Here is a 20,453-nt window from a genome sequence, read left to right on the forward strand (position 1 = left end):
GCATTTAACGATGGCGGGACGCCTGCGCGAGGATATCAGAGCAATCAACGGTGCCGAGAAGGCAGCGATCATGATGCTCGCGGTCGGTGAAGAAGGCGCCTCGCGTCTCTTCAGCATGATGGACGACGAGGAAATCCGCGAGGTTTCCCAGTCGATGGCCAATCTCGGAACCATCGATTCCAAGATCGTCGAGAAGATCTTCCATGAATTCGTCGATCAGATGTCGGCGACCGGTTCGCTGACGGGCTCTATGGACAGCACCGAACGGCTGCTCGCCAAGGTGCTCCCCGACGATCGGGTCAAGGGCATCATGGAGGAAATCCGGGGGCCGGCGGGCCGTACCATGTGGGACAAGCTCGCCAATGTGAACGAGCAGGTCCTCGCCAACTATCTGAAGAACGAATACCCGCAGACCGTGGCGGTTATCCTTTCCAAGATTCGTTCGGAACACGCCGCGAAGGTGCTGGCCACGCTGCCCGAATCATTCGCCATGGAAGTGGTGATGCGGATGCTCAACATGGAATCGGTCCAGAAGGAAATCCTGGACGATGTGGAGCGAACCCTGCGCACCGAGTTCATGTCGAACCTCGCGCGGGCGCAGCGAACAGATTCTCACGAGATGATGGCGGAAATTTTCAATGGCCTCGATCGCCAGACGGAGGCCCAGTTCCTGACCTCCCTCGAAGACCGCAACAAGGACGCCGCCGACAAGATCAAGGCGCTGATGTTCACCTTCGAGGACCTGCTGAACCTGGAGACCTCGGGTGTGCAAACCTTGTTGCGCGAGATTGAGAAAGACAAGCTGGCCATGGCCATGAAGGGCTCTTCGGAACAAATCCGCGAGCTCTTCTTCTCGAACATGTCCGAACGCGCCGGCAAAATTCTGCGCGAGGACATGGAGGGCATGGGCCCCGTCAGATTACGCGACGTCGACGACGCACAGGTCGAAATCGTGAACAAGGCCAAGGAGCTCGCCGACAAGGGTGAAATCATGATCGCCGACACCAAGGACGAAGAAGAGTTGGTGTACTGATCATGCCAGCGGGACAGAAATATCTCTTCGAGAACGACTTCGCCCATCCCGACGAGATGCGGAAACGGGCTGCCGTTCACACCGCCGAGGAACTTACGGCGGCACACGCGCAGGGTTTCGAGGAAGGCCGCGCCGCCATGCAGGCGGAACAGGACGCCGCGCACGAACAGGATATATTCACGCTCCTCACGCAGATGGCGGAGACCTTCAAAGGTCTATGCACGCAGCGGGGCGCTGAAACCAACGACGCAGCCACACAGGCGGGCGAACTCGCCCTGACCATCTGCCGCAAGATACTGCCGACGCTGTCTGCTCAGAATGTCATGACCGAAATCGAGGGTTTGGTCGTCCGCACGATCACCGAAATGCAGGATGAACCGCGCCTGGTTGTGCGGGTCGCCGACGCGAAAGTCGAAGATCTGCAGGCCCGGTTTGAACGGATGTCGGGTGCCTTCGAGGGGTCACTCGTGTTGCTGGGTGACGACGAACTCGCCGAAACCGATTGCAGCCTGCTCTGGGCCGACGGTGGGGCAGAGCGGAAACTCGATCGACTGTGGGCCGAAATCAACGCCGCCGTCAGCATGATCACCGACACACGCACACAACCAATGCCGGCGTCACCTCTCGACGAACTCGAGAGTCTCGCCGCGCAGCCCAACGACCTGCCGGAGGCCCATGCAGTGGCGTCCGCGCAGTCCCTTAACGACGTTGAAAACGACACCGCGAAACAGGAGAGCGGGCATGGATGAAACTGAAAATCTCGAACTATCAGATCTGGACACCGAAACCACGGCACCGCCGGAGGCCGTCAGCGCTGAACCCATTCTGGACAGCAACGAAATCGATGCCCTCGACGCCGGTCAGGAAGTGTTGCCGGCCGACGGTGAAGATCCGGAGCTGAATGCTGCCGGTCTCGGGGCTGTCTACGATATCCCCGTACAGATCGCCGCCGTTCTCGGCACCTCACAGATGCAAGTCAGCCAGCTTCTGAAACTCGGGCGCGGCGCGGTCGTCGAACTCGACCGTAAGGTCGGCGAGGCGATCGACATCTACGTCAACAACCGTCTGGTCGCGCGCGGCGAGGTCGTTGTCGTGAATGAACGCCTCGGCGTGACGATGACGGAAATCATCAAGGCCGACTGAGCGCGATATGAGCGAAACCACCGCCCCCGCTTCGGCCAGTACGGCCGCGCGAAAACGCAGCCGAAAAGGTTCGGACGGCGAAGCACCGCTGGTCGAGGCGCGCCGGACGCGCAGCATCGACATCGCGACGGTCGCGGGCTTGTCGGGCGGTCTCGCGCTGATCGTCGGCGCGATGTTCATGAGCGGTTCGATCGGTGGTTTTCTGGACGTGCCCGCCGTGTTGATCGTTTTTCTCGGCACCGTGGCTGTCACCAGTATCAGTTTCAACCTGACGGATATTCTGCGGTCCCAACGCGTTGTCGCGAAGAGTGTCTTCAACGTCTCGCGCGACCCCGCGGAAACGGCCCTGGGCTCACTGCAACTGGCCGAACGCGCCCGCAAGGACGGGGTATTGTCCCTGCAAAACTATCTCGACGAGGGCCGCGGAGACCCGTTCCTCGGCCGGGGGCTTGGCCTCGTGATCGACGGGACGCCGGCCGGCGAGACGGAGCAGGTGATGCGCACCGAAATGTATGCGATTGCCGAACGCCATAATAAGGGCGCGGACATTCTGCGGCGGGCCGCGGAAGTCGCCCCGGCCATGGGGTTGATCGGCACGCTGGTCGGCCTCGTCCAGATGCTCGGCAATCTGGATGACCCGTCCGCGATCGGTCCGGCCATGGCCGTCGCCCTGCTCACCACATTCTACGGTGCCGTCCTGGGCAGCATGGTCTTCGGGCCGCTGGCCGCAAAACTCGAGCGCAAATCCGACGAGGAAGCGCTGCTCAATGAAATCTATCTTCTGGCGATCGTCTCGATCGCCCGTCAGGAACATCCCCGCCGGCTGGAAGTTCTGCTGAATACGATCTTGCCCCCGGCAAAACGAATTTCATACTTCGGATGAATGACCGGACACTTGCCGTCCGGATTGGAGAATTCACATGCGTTTGTTGATCATCGGTAGCCTCGAAGGCCACATCACCATGGCGAGCAAGATCGCCATCGCACGCGGCGCGAAAGTCACGCAGGTCGACGATGTCGAGACCGGCATGTCCACGATCCGGGCAGGCTACGGCGCCGAACTGGTTATGGTGGATATCGACCTGGATATCGCCGGGCTGGTGACAAGCCTGGCCAGCGAGCGGATCAGCGTTCCTGTCGTTGCCTGCGGCTTCCGCAACGACGCCGAAGCCGCCGTGGCTGCCATCAAGGCGGGCGCAAAAGAATACATCCCCCTGCCCCCGGATCCCGAGTTGATCGCCGCGGTGCTGGAAGCCGTGGTCGAGGAAGACAATGAAATCATCTTCCGTGACCCCAAAACCGCTGACGTGATCGCGCTGGCCGAAAAGGTGGCACCGTCGGAGGCCTCAATCCTGATCCTCGGCGAGTCCGGCACGGGCAAGGAATTGATGGCGCGCCATATTCACCGGAAATCGAAACGCGCCCAGGCGAATTTCGTGTCGGTCAACTGTGCCGCCATCCCGGAAAATCTTCTCGAATCAGAACTGTTCGGTCACGAGAAAGGTGCCTTCACCGGCGCCGTAGCGCGGCGGATCGGCCGTTTCGAGGAAGCCGATGGCGGCACCCTTCTGCTCGATGAAATCTCGGAGATGGATATCCGGCTGCAGGCAAAACTTCTGCGTGCCATCCAGGAGCGCGAGATTTCTCGCGTCGGCAACAATGATCCCATCAAGGTCGATATCCGATTGATCGCGACCTCGAACCGCGATCTTGCGACGGAAGCCGCCGAAGGCAAGTTTCGCGAGGATTTGTACTTCCGCCTCAACGTCATGAACCTGACGCTGCCGCCGTTACGCGAGCGCCCCGAAGATATCGCCTTGCTGGCCGACCATTTCGCCCAGAAATACGCCGAGGCCAATGCCGTGCCGCTTCTGCCGGTGTCCGATGCGGCGCTGGCGCAGCTGCGCCAGCATCACTGGCGCGGCAATGTTCGCGAACTGGAGAACGCGATGCATCGGGCCGTCCTGCTGGCCGCCGGCGATCAGATCGGCCCCGAGGCCATACAGCTGACGAACACGCCCCTCGGCCATGCCACGACCGAAGTCACGGCCGACAGTGAAATCCTGGACGATGCGAGCACGGAGGCGCTGGTCGGCCGAACGGTAGCCGAAGTCGAGCGCGAACTCATCCTCGACACGCTCAGCCACACCTTGGGCAATCGCACTCATGCGGCAAATATCCTGGGCATTTCGATCCGCACCCTGCGCAACAAACTCAAGCTCTACACCGAGCAAGGTGCCCAGGTGCCGACACCCGGCGCCAGCGCCGGCGCAGCCGCATAAAGCCGGTATCCGGCCGTACGCGACCCTGAACCGCCATGAGCGATCTCTCCACCAATGCGCTGCCCGCGCCGACCCCCCCTGCACCGATATCCGGTAGAGGTGGCGGCTCGGGCGGGTCTGAACAACCCGGGCTGGCGCAACCCATGCCGGGCAGTGGTGGTGAAACCATCGAAACCACCGGACCGGCGGGGACCCCGCTCGATCTGAACGGCATGCTTCACGCCATCCTGCGCCGCGGCGACATCGGGCTGGCGCTCGGTATCGTCGCGATTCTCGTGGTCCTGATTCTGCCGATGCCGAAATGGCTGCTGGACATGAGTCTGGCCATTTCGATCACCTTCGCAGTGCTGATTCTGATGACGGCGCTGTTCATTCGCACCCCGCTCGAGTTCAGTTCATTCCCCACGATCCTGTTGATCGCGACAATGCTGCGTTTATCGCTGAATCTGGCGTCGACCCGGCTGATTCTCGGCCACGGCCATGAGGGAACGGCGGCCGCCGGCAACGTGATCGAGGCGTTCGGCAACTTCGTGATGAGCGGCAATTTCGTCATCGGAATTATCGTCTTCGCGATCCTGATCATCGTGAACTTCATCGTCATCACCAAGGGTTCGGGCCGTATCGCCGAAGTCGCGGCGCGCTTCAGCCTGGATGCATTGCCCGGCAAGCAGATGGCGATCGACGCCGACCTCTCGGCCGGCCTGATCAGCGAAGACGATGCGCGCACCCGGCGCCGCACCCTGGAGGAAGAATCCAGCTTTTTCGGCGCCATGGATGGTGCCGCCAAGTTCGTCCGCGGTGACGCCATCGCCGGCCTGATGATCACCTTCATCAACGTCGTCGCGGGCATCATTATCGGCGTCGGCCAGCAGGGGCTGACCTTCTCCGAAGCGGCTGACACCTACACACTCCTGACCGTCGGGGACGGGCTGGTCAGCCAGATCCCGGCGCTGATCGTTTCGACAGCCGCAGGCATGGTCGTCACCAAAGCCGGAGTCAGCGGCAGCGCGGACAAGGCCGTCTTCGGCCAGCTATCGGGCTATCCGAGCGCGCTCGGCGTCAGCTCCTTCCTGATGGTTTGCCTGTCGATGCTGCCAGGCATCCCGGCCCTGCCGTTCCTCGCACTCGCGGGCGCCACCGGCGCCGGCGCCTATGCCCTGATGAAACGAAAGCAGGCCGAAGAACAGGAAGTCGTGGACGCCGAAGCAGCCGAAGCGGCCGCCGTTCCGGTCGCTGACGAGCCGATCTCAACGGCGCTGCAGATAGACCAGATTCGGCTCGAGCTCGGCTACGGATTGTTGTCGATGATCAACTCGGAAAAGGGCCAGCGTCTGACCGATCAAATCAAGGCTCTCCGCCGCCAGCTTGCCTCGGAGATGGGGTTCATCCTTCCCGCGGTACGCATCCAGGACAACATGCAGCTCGGCCCCAATGCCTATGTCGTGCGGATCAAGGAAATCGCCGCCGGACGCGGGGACGTCCGCCCCAACATGCTGCTGACGATGGACCCGCGCGGCGAGCCAATCACGCTGCCAGGCGAAGACACTGTCGAGCCGACATTTGGTTTGCCCGCCATGTGGGTCTCCGACGGCCATAAGGAAGAGGCCCTGTTTCGCGGCTACACCATCGTCGACCCGCCGACAGTCATCACCACCCATCTGACCGAAGTGGTGAAGGACAGCATGTCCGAAATGCTGTCCTTCAGTGAAACCCAGCGTCTCCTCGACGAACTCGACAATGACCACCAGAAACTGATCGAGGACCTGGTTCCCAACCAGATCACCGTCGGCGGTATTCAGCGTGTCCTGCAGAATTTGCTGACCGAGCGCGTGTCGATCCGCGACCTCGCCACAATTCTTGAGGCGATCAACGAAGCCTGTGTCGCGACCCGCAACGTGACCGCGATCACGGAGCATGTACGTTCCCGCCTGGCACGCCAGCTCAGCGACAGTCACACGAACCCTGACGGTTTCCTGCCCATCGTCACCATGTCGCCCGACTGGGAACAGGCCTTCTCGGAATCGCTGATCGGGGACGGCGACGACATCCATCTCGCGATGGCGCCGTCCAAGCTCCAGGATTTCATCACCATCGTGCGTCAGGAGTTCGACCGGCAGGCCATGGATGGCGCGGCCCCTGTGCTGCTGACCAGCCCCGGCGTACGACCCTTTGTCCGTTCGGTCGTCGAACGGTTCCGGCCCCAGACGACGATTTTATCCCAGAACGAAGTTCACCCGAAGGTCCGCATTCGGACCCTTGGTGCGGTCTAGGAGCGAACGAAGATGAGACTCAAAAGCTTCGAGGCCGGAAGTCTGCAAGACGCGATCAAGAAAGTTCGCGACACGTTCGGCGAGGACGCGCTGATCGTATCCACGGACCGGGTCAAGCATGGCAAGGCGATCCGTGTGACCGCCGCGATCCCCGAAAAGGATACTGACCCCAACTCGCTCGTCATCGACAAGAAGCAGTTTAACGGACAGCCCGTCGATGACCCGATTCCGGTGTTGCGCGCCGCACTGGCCGACAACGGGGTCGAGGGCGACCTCGCGACCCGCATGCTGGAAACAGCGTCATTTGTCACAAAGCCGATTGCGCCCGCACTCGCACTCGCCGCCGCTCTGGATACCGTGTTCGACTTCCAGCCGCTCGGCAAGCTCGGGGGCCGCGTCGTCACGGACGCCGGCCTCAAACGCGCGACGTTGCTGATCGGCCCCCCCGGGTCCGGCAAGACCGTGACGGCGGCAAAGATGGCGGCCCGCGCGGATCGCGCCGGACACGGCGTGCGTCTCTACTCCATCGATACACTCAAGACGGGCGGCATCGATCATCTCCGTGCACTGGCCGAGGCGCTCGGGATCGGCATGCGGGCCGCCCAAGACCCGCGAGAACTGGCCGCGTTGGTCGCCGGCAGCACCGGCGATGTTTCGATCATCGACAGCAGCGGCATCAATCCCTTCGACAGCGTCGATGTGGACCATCTGTCCGAATTCATCGAGGCGGCGGATGTCGAACCGATCCTGGTCATGCCCGCGGGCATCGACCGGGTGGACGCCATCGAAACCGCACAGGCCTTCTCGGATCTCAGATGCAAGCGGATGATCGTCACGCGGGTCGACATGACCCGCCGTCTCGGCAGCCTGCTTGCCGCCGCCTATGAAAGCGGACTGGCCTTCTCCGATGTCTCCGTGTCACCCGAAATCCTGGGGCAGAACGGCGGCGGGTTGGGCACGTTAAACCCGGTTGCATTGGCGCGGCTGATGCTTCCGACATTGTTGCTTCACGAAGACGCCGAGGCGGGTAAACCCGCCTTTGCCGCAGAAAGGATTTCGGCATCATGACCGATATTGGCTTGCAACAGGAATCCATGCCGGCGCTTAGCTCCGAACCCCGCAAAAACTTGCGGCGGATTGCGATCGCGTCGGGTAAAGGCGGCGTCGGCAAGACGTGGTTCTCCTCGACCCTGGCCCACAGTTTTGCGCTGAAGGGGCGGCACACCCTCCTGTTTGACGGCGATCTCGGGCTGGCCAATGTCGATATTCAACTCGGCATCGCCCCCCAGACGGACCTGTCCGAGGTGCTCGCCGGTCGCGCCCGCATCGAAGATGCAGTGACCGCCGACGTCGCGAAGAATCTGGACGTCATTGCCGGCAGTTCGGGCACGGCATCTCTGGCCAGCCTTCCCCAGGCACGGCTGGACCGCCTGCTCGCCGACCTCGATATCGTCAGTGAAAACTATGATCGTGTCATTCTCGATCTGGGGGCCGGCGTGGACAATATGGTTCGCACACTCGCGGCGTCCGCCGACACCATTCTGGTGGTCACAACGGCCGAACCCACTGCGCTCACGGACGCATACGCCTTCGTGAAGGTGATGAAAATGCGCGAGCCGGACAAGGATTTGCGCGTGGTCGTAAACCAGGCAGCCAGCACGGCCGAAGGCGAGCGCGTGTATCAAACGCTTTCGAAGGCCTGCGAAAAGTTTCTCGGCAGCACACCCCCGCTGGCCGGCATTATCCGCATCGACCGCCTGGTTACGGAATCGATCCGCAACCAGACCCTGATGATGACCCGCCACCCGACATCGGCGGCGGCCGCGGATGTAGAGAAAATTGCCAAGAGTCTGCGTCAGTATTTCTAGCCGCCGGGTGATTTCGAACCAACAGCTGCGGCAAAACCGCCGACATACGCCGGCGGCGGCCGGGCGCAGCCAAACTGATATCCGGAGAACTTACGGAGCCCGCAGGCGGTCTGCCCGGCTAACCGTTTTCCTGACGTCGGAACGACGACAGGGCGACTTCGTCGAGTGACAGCTGCTCCTTGCGTGTCTCTGCGGCGCGTTCGCTTTCGATACGCTGTGCGTCCGCAATCTCGAACTGCTTGAGGTCCCGAAACGCTTCGCGCACGCCGGCCTCCGCCAATGTGATCCGCTGGGCAAGTTCACTTTCCTGCTGGTCGAACATGCTGCGCCGCTCGCGCACGGTCACGAGGTACTCGCCATACCGGTACGACGCTTCGATATCGTCGCGTGCGGTCGCCGACTCAGTCGCCAGTTCGCGATCGAGGCTTGCGCGCGCCTGGTTGATTGCATCCACGGCCCGTTGCAACTCGGTCAACTCGCGCCGCGCCTCGTCCAGCGTGTGCTTGCGCAGGCGGATCAGGGTCGGGAGCGACTTCATGCGTCATTCGTTGCCGGCGCAACCCCGGCGCTCAGGGACGACATGTGGGCCGATGTCTCCGGAGGCGGTGTCTCGCCAAATTCCGGCAGCTGGGAGCCATAGGCCGCGGCGATTGAATCCGGATCGTTTATCCCCGGGTCGGATAACGGCTGCGCGCCCGGCGGCAGCTCGGGCGCGGCTTCCTGGGCGCTCGACATCTCGAGGATCTGTCCCAGGGCCGTGTAGCCATCGTCGAGTGAGCAACGTTCATCAATGGTCTGCGAAAGGAACGATTCGAGCGCCGGATAGTATTTGATCGCCTCGTCAATTTCCGGATCGGCGCCGTGCCGATAGGCGCCCAGCCGTATCATTTCTGCCATGTCTTCGTAGCGCGAGAGCAAGGCACGGGCGCGCCGCACCAGTGCATTTTCGAATACGCTGTTGCAGTCGGGCATGGTCCGCGAAATCGAGCGCAGAACATTCACCGCCGGATAGCGCCCGCGCTCCGCGATTGCACGTTCCAGGACGATATGCCCATCGAGGGTTCCGCGCGCCGCATCGGCAACCGGTTCATTGTGGTCGTCGCCTTCGACGAGAACCGTGAACAAGCCGGTAATATTGCCGGTGCCCTCGACACCCGGCCCCGCGCGCTCGAGAAGTTTCGGCAATTCGGAGAATACCGTCGGTGTGTAGCCCTTGCTGGCCGGCGGCTCACCCGCACTCAGACCAATTTCACGCTGCGCCTGGGCAAAGCGTGTCACGCTGTCCATCAGGCACAGGACTTCGTTACCCTGGTCGCGGAAGTATTCGGCGATCGTCAATGTCAGATAGGCGGCTTGCCGCCGCATGAGCGGGGATTCATCCGACGTCGCGATGACCACGACGCTCTTTGCCAGACCTTCCGGCCCCAGATTGTCTTCGAGAAACTCCTGCACTTCGCGGCCGCGTTCGCCGATCAGGCCGATGACGTTCACATCGGCGCTGGTGTAGCGCGACAGCATCGACATCAGCACCGACTTGCCGACGCCGGAGCCCGAGAAAATACCCATGCGTTGTCCGCGACAGCATGTGAGGAAAGTGTTGAGGGCGCGCACGCCGAGATCGAGTTTTTCTCCGACGCGGCGGCGCTGGTGTGCCGGCGGCGGATTGGCCCGCAGCGGATAGGCCTGTGACCCGCTCTCAACTGCGCCTTTACCGTCGACCGCCTCTCCCATGGCATTCACGACGCGCCCAAGCCAGCTGGGGTCGGGCCGTACCATCGCGGACGGATCGGCCAACTCGGCGCGTGATCCGATCCCCACCCCGTCGAGGGTGTCGAACGGCATCAGCAGCGCTCTGTCATCGCGGAATCCCACGACCTCACAAGCCACATGCCCGCCACCACGTTTTTCGATATTGCAGCGACCGCCCACTGAAAGCGACCTATGGACACCGCCCACTTCCACCATCATTCCCTTGACGGCCGCGACACGCCCATGCCGGTAACAGTCGGGAATCGCTTCGACTTGAGACAAAAGATGACGAAAATTAACCACGCAACACCCATCGCTTGGGTTTATTTGGGAGGGATGGAACAGCTTCGAAAACCGCCCAAACCCTTGAGAACCCTGCAATTCTGCCAGCAACGTGTTTAAGGAACAGTGAACATGGGTGCGCGTATTTCGGGGATGGCCAAATCCGGCAACTTTCCGTTAACCATTTGGGACTAGTCTGTTAACGATGATTAAGCCGAACGAGCACCCGGATAAACGGGTGGGCGACCTACGGAGAGACAGAATGCGTGTTCTATTAGTTGAGGACGATACCGCAACCGCCCAGAGCATCCAGATGATGCTCAAATCCGAAGGGTATATTTGCGACACCACGGATCTCGGCGAAGACGGTCTTGAGATCGGCAAGCTGTATGACTACGACATCATTATCCTGGATTTGATGCTGCCCGACATGGACGGCTACGAAGTCCTGAGACGCCTGCGCGAAGCGCGCGTGGAAACACCGATCCTGATCCTTTCCGGCCTCAACGAGCCGGACAACAAGATCAAGGGCCTCGGGTTCGGCGCCGATGACTATCTGACGAAGCCGTTCGACAAGCGCGAGCTGGTCGCCCGCGTCCAGGCCATCGTGCGCCGCTCCAAGGGGCATGCCGATTCGGTCATTCATACCGGCCTCATGGACGTCAATCTCGATGCCCGGACAGTTTCCGTCGAAGGCAAACCGGTGCATCTCACCGGCAAGGAATATGGCATCCTCGAGCTGCTCAGCCTGCGCAAGGGTACGACGCTGACGAAGGAAATGTTCCTGAATCACCTTTATGGCGGCATGGACGAGCCCGAGCTCAAGATCATCGACGTGTTCGTCTGCAAGCTGCGCAAGAAGCTGTCGACCGCCACCGAAGGCGACAACTACATCGAAACGGTCTGGGGACGCGGCTATGTATTGCGGGACCCGGTCGAAGAACCCGAAACCAAGAAATCCAAGGCGAAGGCCGCATAGGCCGTCTTCGTCGAAGTATCCCGAACGGTCGGCATGTTGCCGGCCGTTCTCGTTTTTGGCTCCGGTCAGAGCGCGACCGGCAGCTGCGCCGTGAAATTCACCCGGTCCGCTGCGGTCGAAACCACGACATCGACCGCCACGCGCTGGCGCACACAATGCGTGAAATACGCATGTGCCGTTTTCGGATCGAGGTCATCGACATCGAACGTACCGTCAAGCGCGGCCTGTTCTCCCTCACCGATGCGCGCGCCGTCGCCGGCCGCCGTGATATCCAGCGCCATGTCCGGCCCGACCCGTACCGTGAGTGTGCCGCCGCGCGGCAGGCATTCACCGGCCATCAGCGCGACGCAGAGCAGCAGCTTGACCGCGCCCGCCCCGGGCATCGCACCGGCGCTCGAATCGTCGATCACGGTCTCGGTTCGCTGGTTGACGCAAACAGGCGCGATGAGATTCAGCCCGTCCGCCAGCGGAATATTCGTGCCCGAACCGGCATTGCCATAGGCGATCCGGAAGAACAGAAGCTTGTCGGACGCCGTGCGCGCGCTGCTGGTGATCAACGCCATGTTCTCGCCGTCGGGGTCGTCACCGAACTCGGTCAGCAACTCGATGCCGCTGTTCACCGCGCCCACGGGGCTGATCAGGTCGTGACACAGACGCGACGCGAGAAGTTCGGCCACCCGCAATTCAATTGTCGGTTCCATCTCTGATCCTCGATATTCTACCAAGCTTACCGCCCGGTTGACCCCGGCCACGTCGGGCAATCTAATGCGATTCGCCCGCCCCACCCCATCCATCCGATCAACTCCGAGCAACTGGCCAACCATGAGTGAGCAGACGTCGCAAGACTTCCATCATCCCGGCAGCGGGCGCCGCAAGGCACCATCCCACCCGAAAGGACGACAGGTCGACGCCGACGCGCTCACGGAGGTTCATGCGCTTCTCGGAGACGCGCCGCTGCATCGCGAGCTTCTGATCGAGCATCTGCATGTGATCCAGGACGCCCATCACGGCCTGTCGCCGCGCCATCTCGCGGCACTGGCCGACCTGATGAAACTGTCCCTGGTCGAAGTCTATGAGGTCGCGACCTTCTATGCCCATTTCGATGTCGCGACCGACGACAATGTGAAGATGCCGGCGGTGACGGTGCGCGTCTGCGACAGCCTGCCTTGCATGCAGGCCGGGTCGGAAAAACTGCTGGCCGTGCTTGAAACCCAAACCGCAGACGATGTGCGTGTCGTTAGCGCACCCTGCATGGGCCGCTGCGACCATGCGCCCGTCGCCGAGGTCGGCCACCGGCACATCGACGTCGCCACTCCGGGAAACGTCACCGCGGCCATTTCCACCGGTGAGACCCACCCCCAAATCGAGCCATACCAGACCCTCGATGTCGCCCTGAAGCGCGGCGCCTATGGCATTTTCCAGTCTTGCGTCTCGGAGAACCGAACCTACGAGATGGTCCATGGCGCCCTCGACAAGGCTGACTTGCGCGGCATGGGTGGCGCGGGATTTCCCGTCGCACGAAAATGGGATTTCGTGCGCGCCGAGGACGGCGCGCGGACGGTCGTGATCAACGCCGACGAGGGCGAGCCCGGCACGTTCAAGGACCGCTACTTCCTCGAGCGCTCTCCTCATTCGATTCTCGAAGGAGCGTTGATCGCGGCCTGGGCCGTCGATGCGGAATCTCTCTGGATCTATCTGCGGGACGAGTATCCGGCGGCGCGGGAGATCCTCCGCCGCGAGATCGCGGCAATCGAGGAGTCCGGCATGATCGGACCCGGATACATTCAGCTTCGGCGTGGCGCGGGCGCCTATATCTGCGGCGAAGAAAGCGCGCTGATCGAATCGATCGAGGGTAAACGAGGTTTGCCCCGCCACCGGCCGCCCTATGTGGCCCAGAACGGGGTCTTCGGCCAGCCGACACTCGTACACAATGTCGAAACCGTATTCTGGGTCCGCGAGATCCTGGAGTCCGGGGCGGCCTGGTACAAGGATCAGGGCCGGCGCGGCCACGCCGGCGTGCGGGCCTATTCGGTCTCGGGCCGGGTCAAAAATCCGGGTGTAAAAATCGCGCCCAACGGCATCACCCTGAACGAGCTGGTTGAGGAATATTGCGACGGCATGGCCAACGGTCACGACCTTCGCGCCTACCTTCCCGGCGGGGCCTCGGGGGGCATCCTGCCCGCATCCATGGCCGATCTGCCGCTCGCATTCGGATCACTCGAGGAGCATGGCGCGTTCGTGGGATCCGGGGCGGTAGTGGTGCTATCGCAGGAAGATGATGTCCGCGCGGCAGCGCTGAACCTGACGCAATTCTTCGAGGATGAAAGCTGCGGCCAGTGCACCCCGTGCCGGGTGGGCTGCGAGAAGGCCGTCAAGCTGATGCAGGCGGGCGACTGGGATGCGGACTTGCTCGGCGAGTTGGCCCAGACCATGCGCGACGCCTCGATTTGCGGGCTGGGTCAGGCCGCGCCCAACCCGATGGAGAGCGTGCTCAGATACTTCGCCGACTAGGTCGATTGAAGCGGCCGTCGTGCGTCGCCGCGCCCGGGGACACAGACCGTCACGGCCGTTCCCTGGCCGGGGGTGCTGGTGACGGTAATCTCTCCCCCATGCGCATCGATAATCCGCTTGCAGATCCAGAGCCCGAGGCCCGCGCCGCCATTCTCGCGCGCGACAAGCGGGTCGATCGTTCGAAACGGTTCGAAGAGCCGCGGCAACTCGGCTTCATCTATGCCACAGCCCGTATCCCTGACAGTGATATCCGCCGCACCGCCGCCAACGCGGATGCATGAGACTTCCACACTTCCGCCGCGCGGTGTGAACTTGAAGGCGTTGGAAAGAAGATTGAACATCACCTGACGCAGCGCACGGAGATCGATATCGAGTTCGAATCCCGGATCGGGTGTTCTGCCCATGAGTTTGATGCCGCGCTGCTCGGCGAGACTGCGGGTCAGCCGGAAAACATCCGACACAAAGCGACCGGCGGCGATCCTCTCGATATCGAGATTGTCGTCTGCAATATCGAGACACGAAACGTTCAGAAGGTCTTCCACCACCGACAGCAAATGCTGCGCACTGTCGAGAATGTCCGTCGCGTATCCCTTGTAGCTCTTGTTCTCCATCGGGCCGACCAGTTCCTTGGTCATGACTTCCGAGAATCCGATAATCGCGTTGAGGGGCGTCCGCAACTCATGACTCATCGTCGCGAGAAACTGGTTGGTGACAGCGTTTGCCGTGATCGCGATATCACGTTCGCTCAGCAACTCCTGGGCATAACGCTCCGCCTCGACCCGCTTGGTGATATCCCGCCCCGTCCCGCGATACCCCATGAAGTTCTGTGTCTCGTCGAAAATCGGGTGCCCGGAAATAGAGGCGTGTCCGATTTCCCCGGCTCCCGTCTTGAAGACATATTCGAGGTCGCGGAACGGTCGGCAGGCTTCGAGATCTTCCATGTGGTGCCGCCATTTTTCCTCGAATTCCTCATTCCGCGATTCCACGCCGATGTCCTGCATCAATTCCAGCCGCGTGACACCGAGGACTTCGTCCAGCGGATAGCCGTAATAGTTGAAGACCGAGGACGAGTAGTAGACGAATCGGTGGTTTTCATCGGTCTCCCACAACCAGTCGGACCCGGCTTCCGCGAAGGCGCGAAATCGCGCCTCTGCCTGCGCCAACTGATCCCGCGCCTGGCGCAACTCTTCCGACCGATCAACCTGTTCTGGCGCCAGCTCGTCCAGATCAATCGCATGCACCAGCATCGCCGTTCGGCCATCGGCCTGCGGAACACCGCAACAACGCAAACGAACGGTCACCGGCTCACCCTTCGGATAAAGCGTCCAGGCCGCATCCACGCTCTCGTCCCGCGAGAAACGGTCGGCATATTCGCGCAATCGCGAATGGGTTACATCCGAGACATTGGACATATCACGCGCTTGCAACTCCGCGAGGGATTCCGCCCGCCAGAATTCAACCGCAGCTTCGTTGCCCCACAAGACCCGATGATGATCCAGATCGAAAACCCAGATGGGGACACCAATCAAAGACCAGCCTTCGGTATCGATCGTAAGTGCTTCCGTCATGCCTGCTCACGTCCATCCGGCACCCGTGCGGATTCTCCAAACCCTTGGGTCGCCGATCGTCTCACCATTCCATAACGGAATTCTTAATCGCCAAATACCCAGCGATACATATGGAAATCGTCCTGATAACCGCCATTCGCGGAAAACGGCTCATTCGCCCAGAATTCATCGGCGACCCGCGCTCAGTCCCTCAAGGTAGATTTCCGCATCCCGCAGATGCTCGTTGTCGGGAAGAATGCGGCGGCGCTCCCGGATGTATTCCAGCGAACGGTCCCAATCCCCCTTGCCGAATTCAAGGGCATCCAGCACGGCATGCGTCCGCGACGGCGCTTGGGCGAGGAGCCTCGCCGCGGACGGATTGCGCATGACCTCTCCGCGAGTAATTTGTTCGAGTTGACTCGTGACGACCGCCCCGACGCCATCGGGATCATCCTCGTAAAAGAATTCTGCGGCCTGCTCCATCAGCCGGAGCGCGCGTTCGGGCTGCGCCCCGGACACGGCCAGGGCCCAGCCGAGACGCCATGTCTGCTCGGCCTCGGCCTGATCGCGAAGCGACACATAGATCGCATCCCGCTCACCGGGCTGCAGCCGTTCGTCGGCCGCCGCACGGAGCTGTCGCGCCCAGATGATCGCGTCGTTCAGCGCCGAGCGGGTGCTCGGCGATGTCGCAGCCTGCCCCCGGGCCTCCGTGAAAATACGGACCGCGTCCTCGTAATTGCCCTGCCCCAGGCGGTACGCGCCCCGGAGGATCATTCCGTGGATCGCAATATCCGTACGCTCGACCTGTCGTTCCGCTTCGTACGGGTCGACGAGCGGGCCACCCGATGGAATGGCGCCCGAGAGCATGCGTTGGTTCACCAGCTCGTCGAGCCGAGCGACAAACGCGTCATGGTCCGTCCCGTTCGATTGCAGGCCGATGAACTCGCGGGCGCGCGCATAGGCGCCCCGTCCAACCTTCAACAAGCTCAGGAGAAACCCCGTGCGGGAGGTCGCCGACCAGTCGGCCCACAGGGCCTCGTCGAAAAGCGCGTCCAGTTTGTCATCGGTCCGCCGACCTGCATGGACCTCGAAGCCGGCCATGATGCGTTCGAATTCACCGCGCAGCCGTGCCGACTCCAATTCGTTACAGAAGGCGCCGACAGCGTCGTTCAGGCGCGCGCGCCGGTCGAGAAGTTGCCCCTGTTCCACCGCGCAATTCTCGAACGCAGCGGTTCCCTGGCCCACGCTTTCACAGCGCGTGTTGAACCGTTCGCCGCGGGCGACAAGTGCAATCTGTTCGCTCAGCAAATTCGTTCGGCGGGCCTCGAACGTCCGGGCCGTTTCGCCCGTTAGAACCGGTGATATCGGGCAAATTCTGATGAACTGGGCCTGGGCAGAAGACATCGTGGCAATTTGTGCCAGCACCGCGATGACAACACCGAAGATTCGTATCGGCATGAGGAAGAGTCGCCTTGGTTGCAATTCGTCTCTAAGCTATGCCGCAACGACGGTACGGTGACGGGATCGTGTTTGTCGAGCATTGCTATGAAACCTAGATATTTCGCCTCTCTGGCGATCCTTGGATTTCTTGCCGCATTGGCCCCCGCACAGCGAGGCCTTGCTTGCGATCTCACCTGTTCAAATAACGTCTACTACGGGTGGCGCGCCTATCAATCTGACAATCATGCCGAAGCACTAAAATATTGGCGGGACTCCGCCGCGCAGGGCAGCGGCGAGGCCATGCACGGCATCGGTACGCTCCACCTTGAAGGCAAAGCTGTCCCCCGAGACATGAGAGCGGCGGCGGATTGGTTCCGGAAAGGCGCCGAAGCCGGTTACTGGGCGGCCAAGATCGACTACGCACGCCAACTGATTTTGGGTGACGCCATCGAGCAGGACATCGCCAGTGCAGCGCTTTGGTTGCGGCGTTCGGTATTCGAGAACGGGGTCGTCAACGGCACTGTTGCGTTGGACCAAGCTTCAGCGGATATCCATCACGAATACGATTCCGACAAATACCTGTGCTGGCGTCATCCATCGCGTATCGAGAGGTTCACCGATTTCGTTCGTGAACTCGTACCCCAAAACAATGCCAGAAATTCAGCCGAAGCATTCGGCAAAGGCGATGGGCTCCTGGGCGGAAGAAAGCACGTCTATTATTTCCGAAGCACGGCACAAACGGAGGCGTACCTGCTGCACAACGGCGCCACAAAGTGCGGTCTGTACGAATGGAATCCAAACCGGAAGCCGTCATCACGTGCCGTCGAAGCCCACTATGTCGATCTTGGATGGGTTCGCCGGGCACTCAAGGCCGCGATTATCCTGGAGCCAGCCGAAGAGATTTACTGGATCGATTATGCGCGGGCGTGGGCGATAAGCTCGCTCGAGTTTCCCCGCAATCTTCGGCTCGCGACCGACGCATGGGAGCATGTGTGGGCCATGCTCGCCGGCCAGGATCCGCAGTTACGGCAAGCCCGGTTGCGTCGGTTGCGCGAGGAGTTTGGGTTTTCGCTCGATCGTAGCGTTCTCGCCGAAATCGCCGAACTTCATCTCCGACAAGCCAATTTCGACGCCGCATTTTTTTTCGCTTCTCAGATTTATGACGACTGGATCGACGGCGCGATCACCGAAGAGATGGACAATCTCGCTGCCGCAACGGGGATTGCGCGCGGCGGCGTCCCGGGTCTCGAGGACGCAAAGCAAATGGTCGAGGCTGTGCGCAACCGTGACGGTCGTCGCGCGTCCTGGTCCAATGCCGTGGACAGGGAAGATCGACACTTCCCCTGGCAGGAGTTCTGCGGCACCCGCGGTCGGCCCAGCGAGAAATCGATCATGCTCGTCGACGCCATGCAGCAGCTGGCCAGTGCTGCATCCAAAGCGGGGAACGTCTACGCCAAGTACGAACTTTATCAGATGGTTCGCCTTGGCCAGAATATCCGACAGGACGCACAGGACTACATCGACTATTTCCAAAACTACACCTGCGATCCGGACAAACGGATACCGGACTTCGATGAAGTGGGAGCGTATATCGACGACGCACGAGCGGCCATGCCCATTCCAAAGCTGTCGCGCGTAGGTACACTGTTGCTCGCCCAGGGAGAAGCGGCGGCTGACGCGGGCAACTTCGAGAGTGCACGACGCGCCTACCAGGACCTCGTGAACTCCTACGAGCCTTGGTATCCGCCGGCCTATTTCAATCGCGCCATGGCCGGCGCGGCGGTCTTCGGTATCAATCGGGACACCGTCGAATGGCTGCAGACCTATCTCGAACTCGCGCCACACGGCGAGCGGGCCGACGAAGCCCGTCGGCTGATCGCGGAGTGGACACCGATGATCGACGGCATGGCCCGCCAGGGCCGAAACATGGATGGCGAAATGGTGATCCAGCCCGACCATGCGGTGATCGAATACCGCGAGACCGACGACAACGACAATACGGCAAACAGTTTCGGCGACAACGACTTCGATTAGGCAGTATGCGACGATTCACAATCCATCTTCTCTTATTGGCCGGTCTGGCGGTATCGGCGATTTCGATGTCCGGCCCTGGCTATTCCCAGTCGATCGGGCCAGGACGCTGCGTACCCTGCCCGGAATGTCCGCCATGTGGTGATAGCTACAGCGGCGGCGGCGGTTCGGGCAGCGGCACCCCGGTGCTATTTTGCTTGTTCGTGCCGGGCTTGTGCCCCGGGTTCGGTGCCAGCACCAGCGAAGCTCCACCGACAGCAAAACCGGAAATGCCGCGCGTGATGCGGGATTGGCTTGGCGTACAGAAATCGATCCGCAGCAACCTTTCCGAGCGCATTATCCGCACGGACCCGAAACACAGCGCGACCGTGCGATCCTCGGCAAATCTTTCAGACGGACGGACCGGAACCGCCTTTTTTACGCCACCGGGCGGCCGCCTGGATGAATTTCTACCAAATCCTCCCGAAGCCAGTCTCTTGGTTCCCAGCGGCCCGAAAGTGAAGGTGGACGCGACACTTGAGCAGTTGCAGTACGCGCTGGCGATCGTTCGGGAAGCGGACAAACAAAAAAACAGGGACAATCCGGAAGCGTACCGGTTTCTCCTCGACCAGGCCGGGCATATGCTCGCCGGCGAACCTGTGCAGCTGTACCTCGGCAACCTTCAGCCCGTACCCGCAACCGGGGCCGATCTCGATGCGATCGAGGACCTTTACGATGAACTCGGTGACGTGCGCGAGGGACGGGTCGCGATTGCCCGAGAGAAAGTCGGCGTCGCTCGGCAATCCGAGCGAACCGAGGCCAGAATAGATCAACACGACGGGTTTCGCTTCTACCTGTCCGACGAAAAGCCCAGTTCGCCCGAACTGCGGCAAGCGTTCAAAACCCAGGAGGAATTGGGTGATTCCTATGAGCGTTTCTTGATCAAGGACCGTGAACTTCGGCAGGAATACCGGGAGAAGGCCGAGGCGGTGATGAAGGATTTACCGACCGTCGGATTCCACTTCGGAACCAAGATCGTCGATCAAAAACCTCCGAACGACACTGCCCGGTAGGCGGGATTTCACGAAAGGTGCGCACAAATGTGTGTTCGACCGTTTGTAGTGGGTATTCTGGCAATAACCATGATCGTCGGCACACAAGCCCCGTCGATCGCTCAGAACGGAAATCCGTTCGTCAATCCGGGACAGGAGTCCGCCGGATCGGGCGCGCCGCGCAACCCGGGGAACGCCGGTGCACCCAGACTCGACCAGGGCTCCCTCCCGGTCATTTACCCGGTGGTCATACCGAATCCGCAAAATACGACGGCCGGGTCGGCCCG

The 20,453-nt window shown here is 61.5% G+C and carries 17 protein-coding genes; 12 read left to right on the forward strand and 5 right to left on the reverse strand.

Features of this window, described 5'->3' with window-relative positions:
• Window positions 1-10 precede the first annotated feature (10 nt).
• From fliG to ABJ363_10520, 8 genes are all read left to right on the forward strand, one after another.
• Window positions 11-1,033 carry a flagellar motor switch protein FliG gene (gene fliG, locus ABJ363_10485; GenBank protein MEP4379418.1) on the forward strand — a complete coding sequence of 341 codons (1,023 nt, stop codon included), beginning with the start codon at window positions 11-13 and terminating at the stop codon, window positions 1,031-1,033.
• 2 nt (window positions 1,034-1,035) lie between these two features.
• A complete protein-coding gene (locus ABJ363_10490; GenBank protein ID MEP4379419.1) occupies window positions 1,036-1,782 on the forward strand; it encodes a hypothetical protein in 747 nt (248 codons plus the stop codon).
• The gene (gene fliN, locus ABJ363_10495) at window positions 1,775-2,176 is read left to right on the forward strand and encodes a flagellar motor switch protein FliN (GenBank protein MEP4379420.1); all 402 of its coding nucleotides are present in this window, start codon (window positions 1,775-1,777) and stop codon (window positions 2,174-2,176) included. The genes ABJ363_10490 and fliN overlap by 8 nt, the downstream gene beginning before the upstream one ends.
• Window positions 2,177-2,183: 7 nt before the next feature.
• Window positions 2,184-3,059 carry a MotA/TolQ/ExbB proton channel family protein gene (locus tag ABJ363_10500; protein ID MEP4379421.1) on the forward strand — a complete coding sequence of 292 codons (876 nt, stop codon included), beginning with the start codon at window positions 2,184-2,186 and terminating at the stop codon, window positions 3,057-3,059.
• A gap of 37 nt (window positions 3,060-3,096) precedes the next feature.
• Entirely contained in the window at window positions 3,097-4,458 is a 1,362-nt protein-coding gene (locus ABJ363_10505; GenBank protein MEP4379422.1) for a sigma-54 dependent transcriptional regulator, read from the forward strand.
• A 212-nt stretch (window positions 4,459-4,670) separates the two neighbouring features.
• On the forward strand, window positions 4,671-6,728 hold the full coding sequence (flhA, locus tag ABJ363_10510) for a flagellar biosynthesis protein FlhA (protein ID MEP4379423.1): 2,058 nt from the start codon (window positions 4,671-4,673) through the stop codon (window positions 6,726-6,728).
• 12 nt (window positions 6,729-6,740) lie between these two features.
• Window positions 6,741-7,796: a GTPase gene (locus ABJ363_10515; protein ID MEP4379424.1), complete on the forward strand. Its 1,056-nt coding sequence runs from the start codon at window positions 6,741-6,743 to the stop codon at window positions 7,794-7,796.
• Complete coding sequence (locus ABJ363_10520; GenBank protein ID MEP4379425.1) at window positions 7,793-8,596, forward strand: MinD/ParA family protein; 804 nt, start codon at window positions 7,793-7,795, stop codon at window positions 8,594-8,596. The genes ABJ363_10515 and ABJ363_10520 overlap by 4 nt, the downstream gene beginning before the upstream one ends.
• Before the next feature lie 118 nt (window positions 8,597-8,714).
• Here ABJ363_10520 and ABJ363_10525 read toward each other — a convergent pair whose 3' ends face one another.
• Both ABJ363_10525 and fliI read right to left on the reverse strand, forming a co-directional pair.
• The gene (locus ABJ363_10525) at window positions 8,715-9,134 is read right to left on the reverse strand and encodes a flagellar FliJ family protein (protein ID MEP4379426.1); all 420 of its coding nucleotides are present in this window, start codon (window positions 9,132-9,134) and stop codon (window positions 8,715-8,717) included.
• Entirely contained in the window at window positions 9,131-10,648 is a 1,518-nt protein-coding gene (gene fliI, locus ABJ363_10530) for a flagellar protein export ATPase FliI (protein ID MEP4379427.1), read from the reverse strand. Before fliI ends, ABJ363_10525 begins: the two co-directional genes overlap by 4 nt.
• A 241-nt stretch (window positions 10,649-10,889) precedes the next feature.
• Between fliI and ABJ363_10535 the strand changes: the two genes are divergently transcribed.
• Window positions 10,890-11,606 (forward strand): response regulator transcription factor, encoded by a 717-nt coding sequence (locus ABJ363_10535; GenBank protein MEP4379428.1) that lies wholly within the window; start codon window positions 10,890-10,892, stop codon window positions 11,604-11,606.
• 65 nt (window positions 11,607-11,671) lie between these two features.
• Here ABJ363_10535 and ABJ363_10540 read toward each other — a convergent pair whose 3' ends face one another.
• Window positions 11,672-12,307, reverse strand: coding sequence for a histidine phosphotransferase family protein (locus ABJ363_10540; GenBank protein MEP4379429.1), 636 nt, complete (start codon window positions 12,305-12,307; stop codon window positions 11,672-11,674).
• 121 nt (window positions 12,308-12,428) lie between these two features.
• Here ABJ363_10540 and ABJ363_10545 point away from each other — a divergent pair, with 121 nt between their 5' ends.
• Window positions 12,429-14,117 carry an NAD(P)H-dependent oxidoreductase subunit E gene (locus ABJ363_10545; protein MEP4379430.1) on the forward strand — a complete coding sequence of 563 codons (1,689 nt, stop codon included), beginning with the start codon at window positions 12,429-12,431 and terminating at the stop codon, window positions 14,115-14,117.
• On the opposite strand, the gene ABJ363_10550 is transcribed toward ABJ363_10545, so the two are convergent.
• Both ABJ363_10550 and ABJ363_10555 read right to left on the reverse strand, forming a co-directional pair.
• Window positions 14,114-15,685, reverse strand: a complete 1,572-nt coding sequence (locus ABJ363_10550; protein ID MEP4379431.1) for a PAS domain-containing sensor histidine kinase — start codon at window positions 15,683-15,685, stop codon at window positions 14,114-14,116. The two genes, ABJ363_10545 and ABJ363_10550, sit on opposite strands and share 4 nt — an antisense overlap.
• Before the next feature lie 165 nt (window positions 15,686-15,850).
• Window positions 15,851-17,122 carry a hypothetical protein gene (locus tag ABJ363_10555; protein MEP4379432.1) on the reverse strand — a complete coding sequence of 424 codons (1,272 nt, stop codon included), beginning with the start codon at window positions 17,120-17,122 and terminating at the stop codon, window positions 15,851-15,853.
• Between the two features lie 87 nt (window positions 17,123-17,209).
• On the opposite strand from ABJ363_10555, the gene ABJ363_10560 reads away from it, so the two are divergent.
• Complete coding sequence (locus ABJ363_10560) at window positions 17,210-19,138, forward strand: tetratricopeptide repeat protein (protein MEP4379433.1); 1,929 nt, start codon at window positions 17,210-17,212, stop codon at window positions 19,136-19,138.
• 5 nt (window positions 19,139-19,143) lie between these two features.
• The gene (locus ABJ363_10565; GenBank protein ID MEP4379434.1) at window positions 19,144-20,187 is read left to right on the forward strand and encodes a hypothetical protein; all 1,044 of its coding nucleotides are present in this window, start codon (window positions 19,144-19,146) and stop codon (window positions 20,185-20,187) included.
• Window positions 20,188-20,453 lie beyond the last annotated feature (266 nt).

It is taken from the genome of Alphaproteobacteria bacterium (genome assembly GCA_039980135.1).
In the GTDB taxonomy this organism is placed as follows: Bacteria; Pseudomonadota; Alphaproteobacteria; order UBA6615; family UBA6615; genus UBA8079.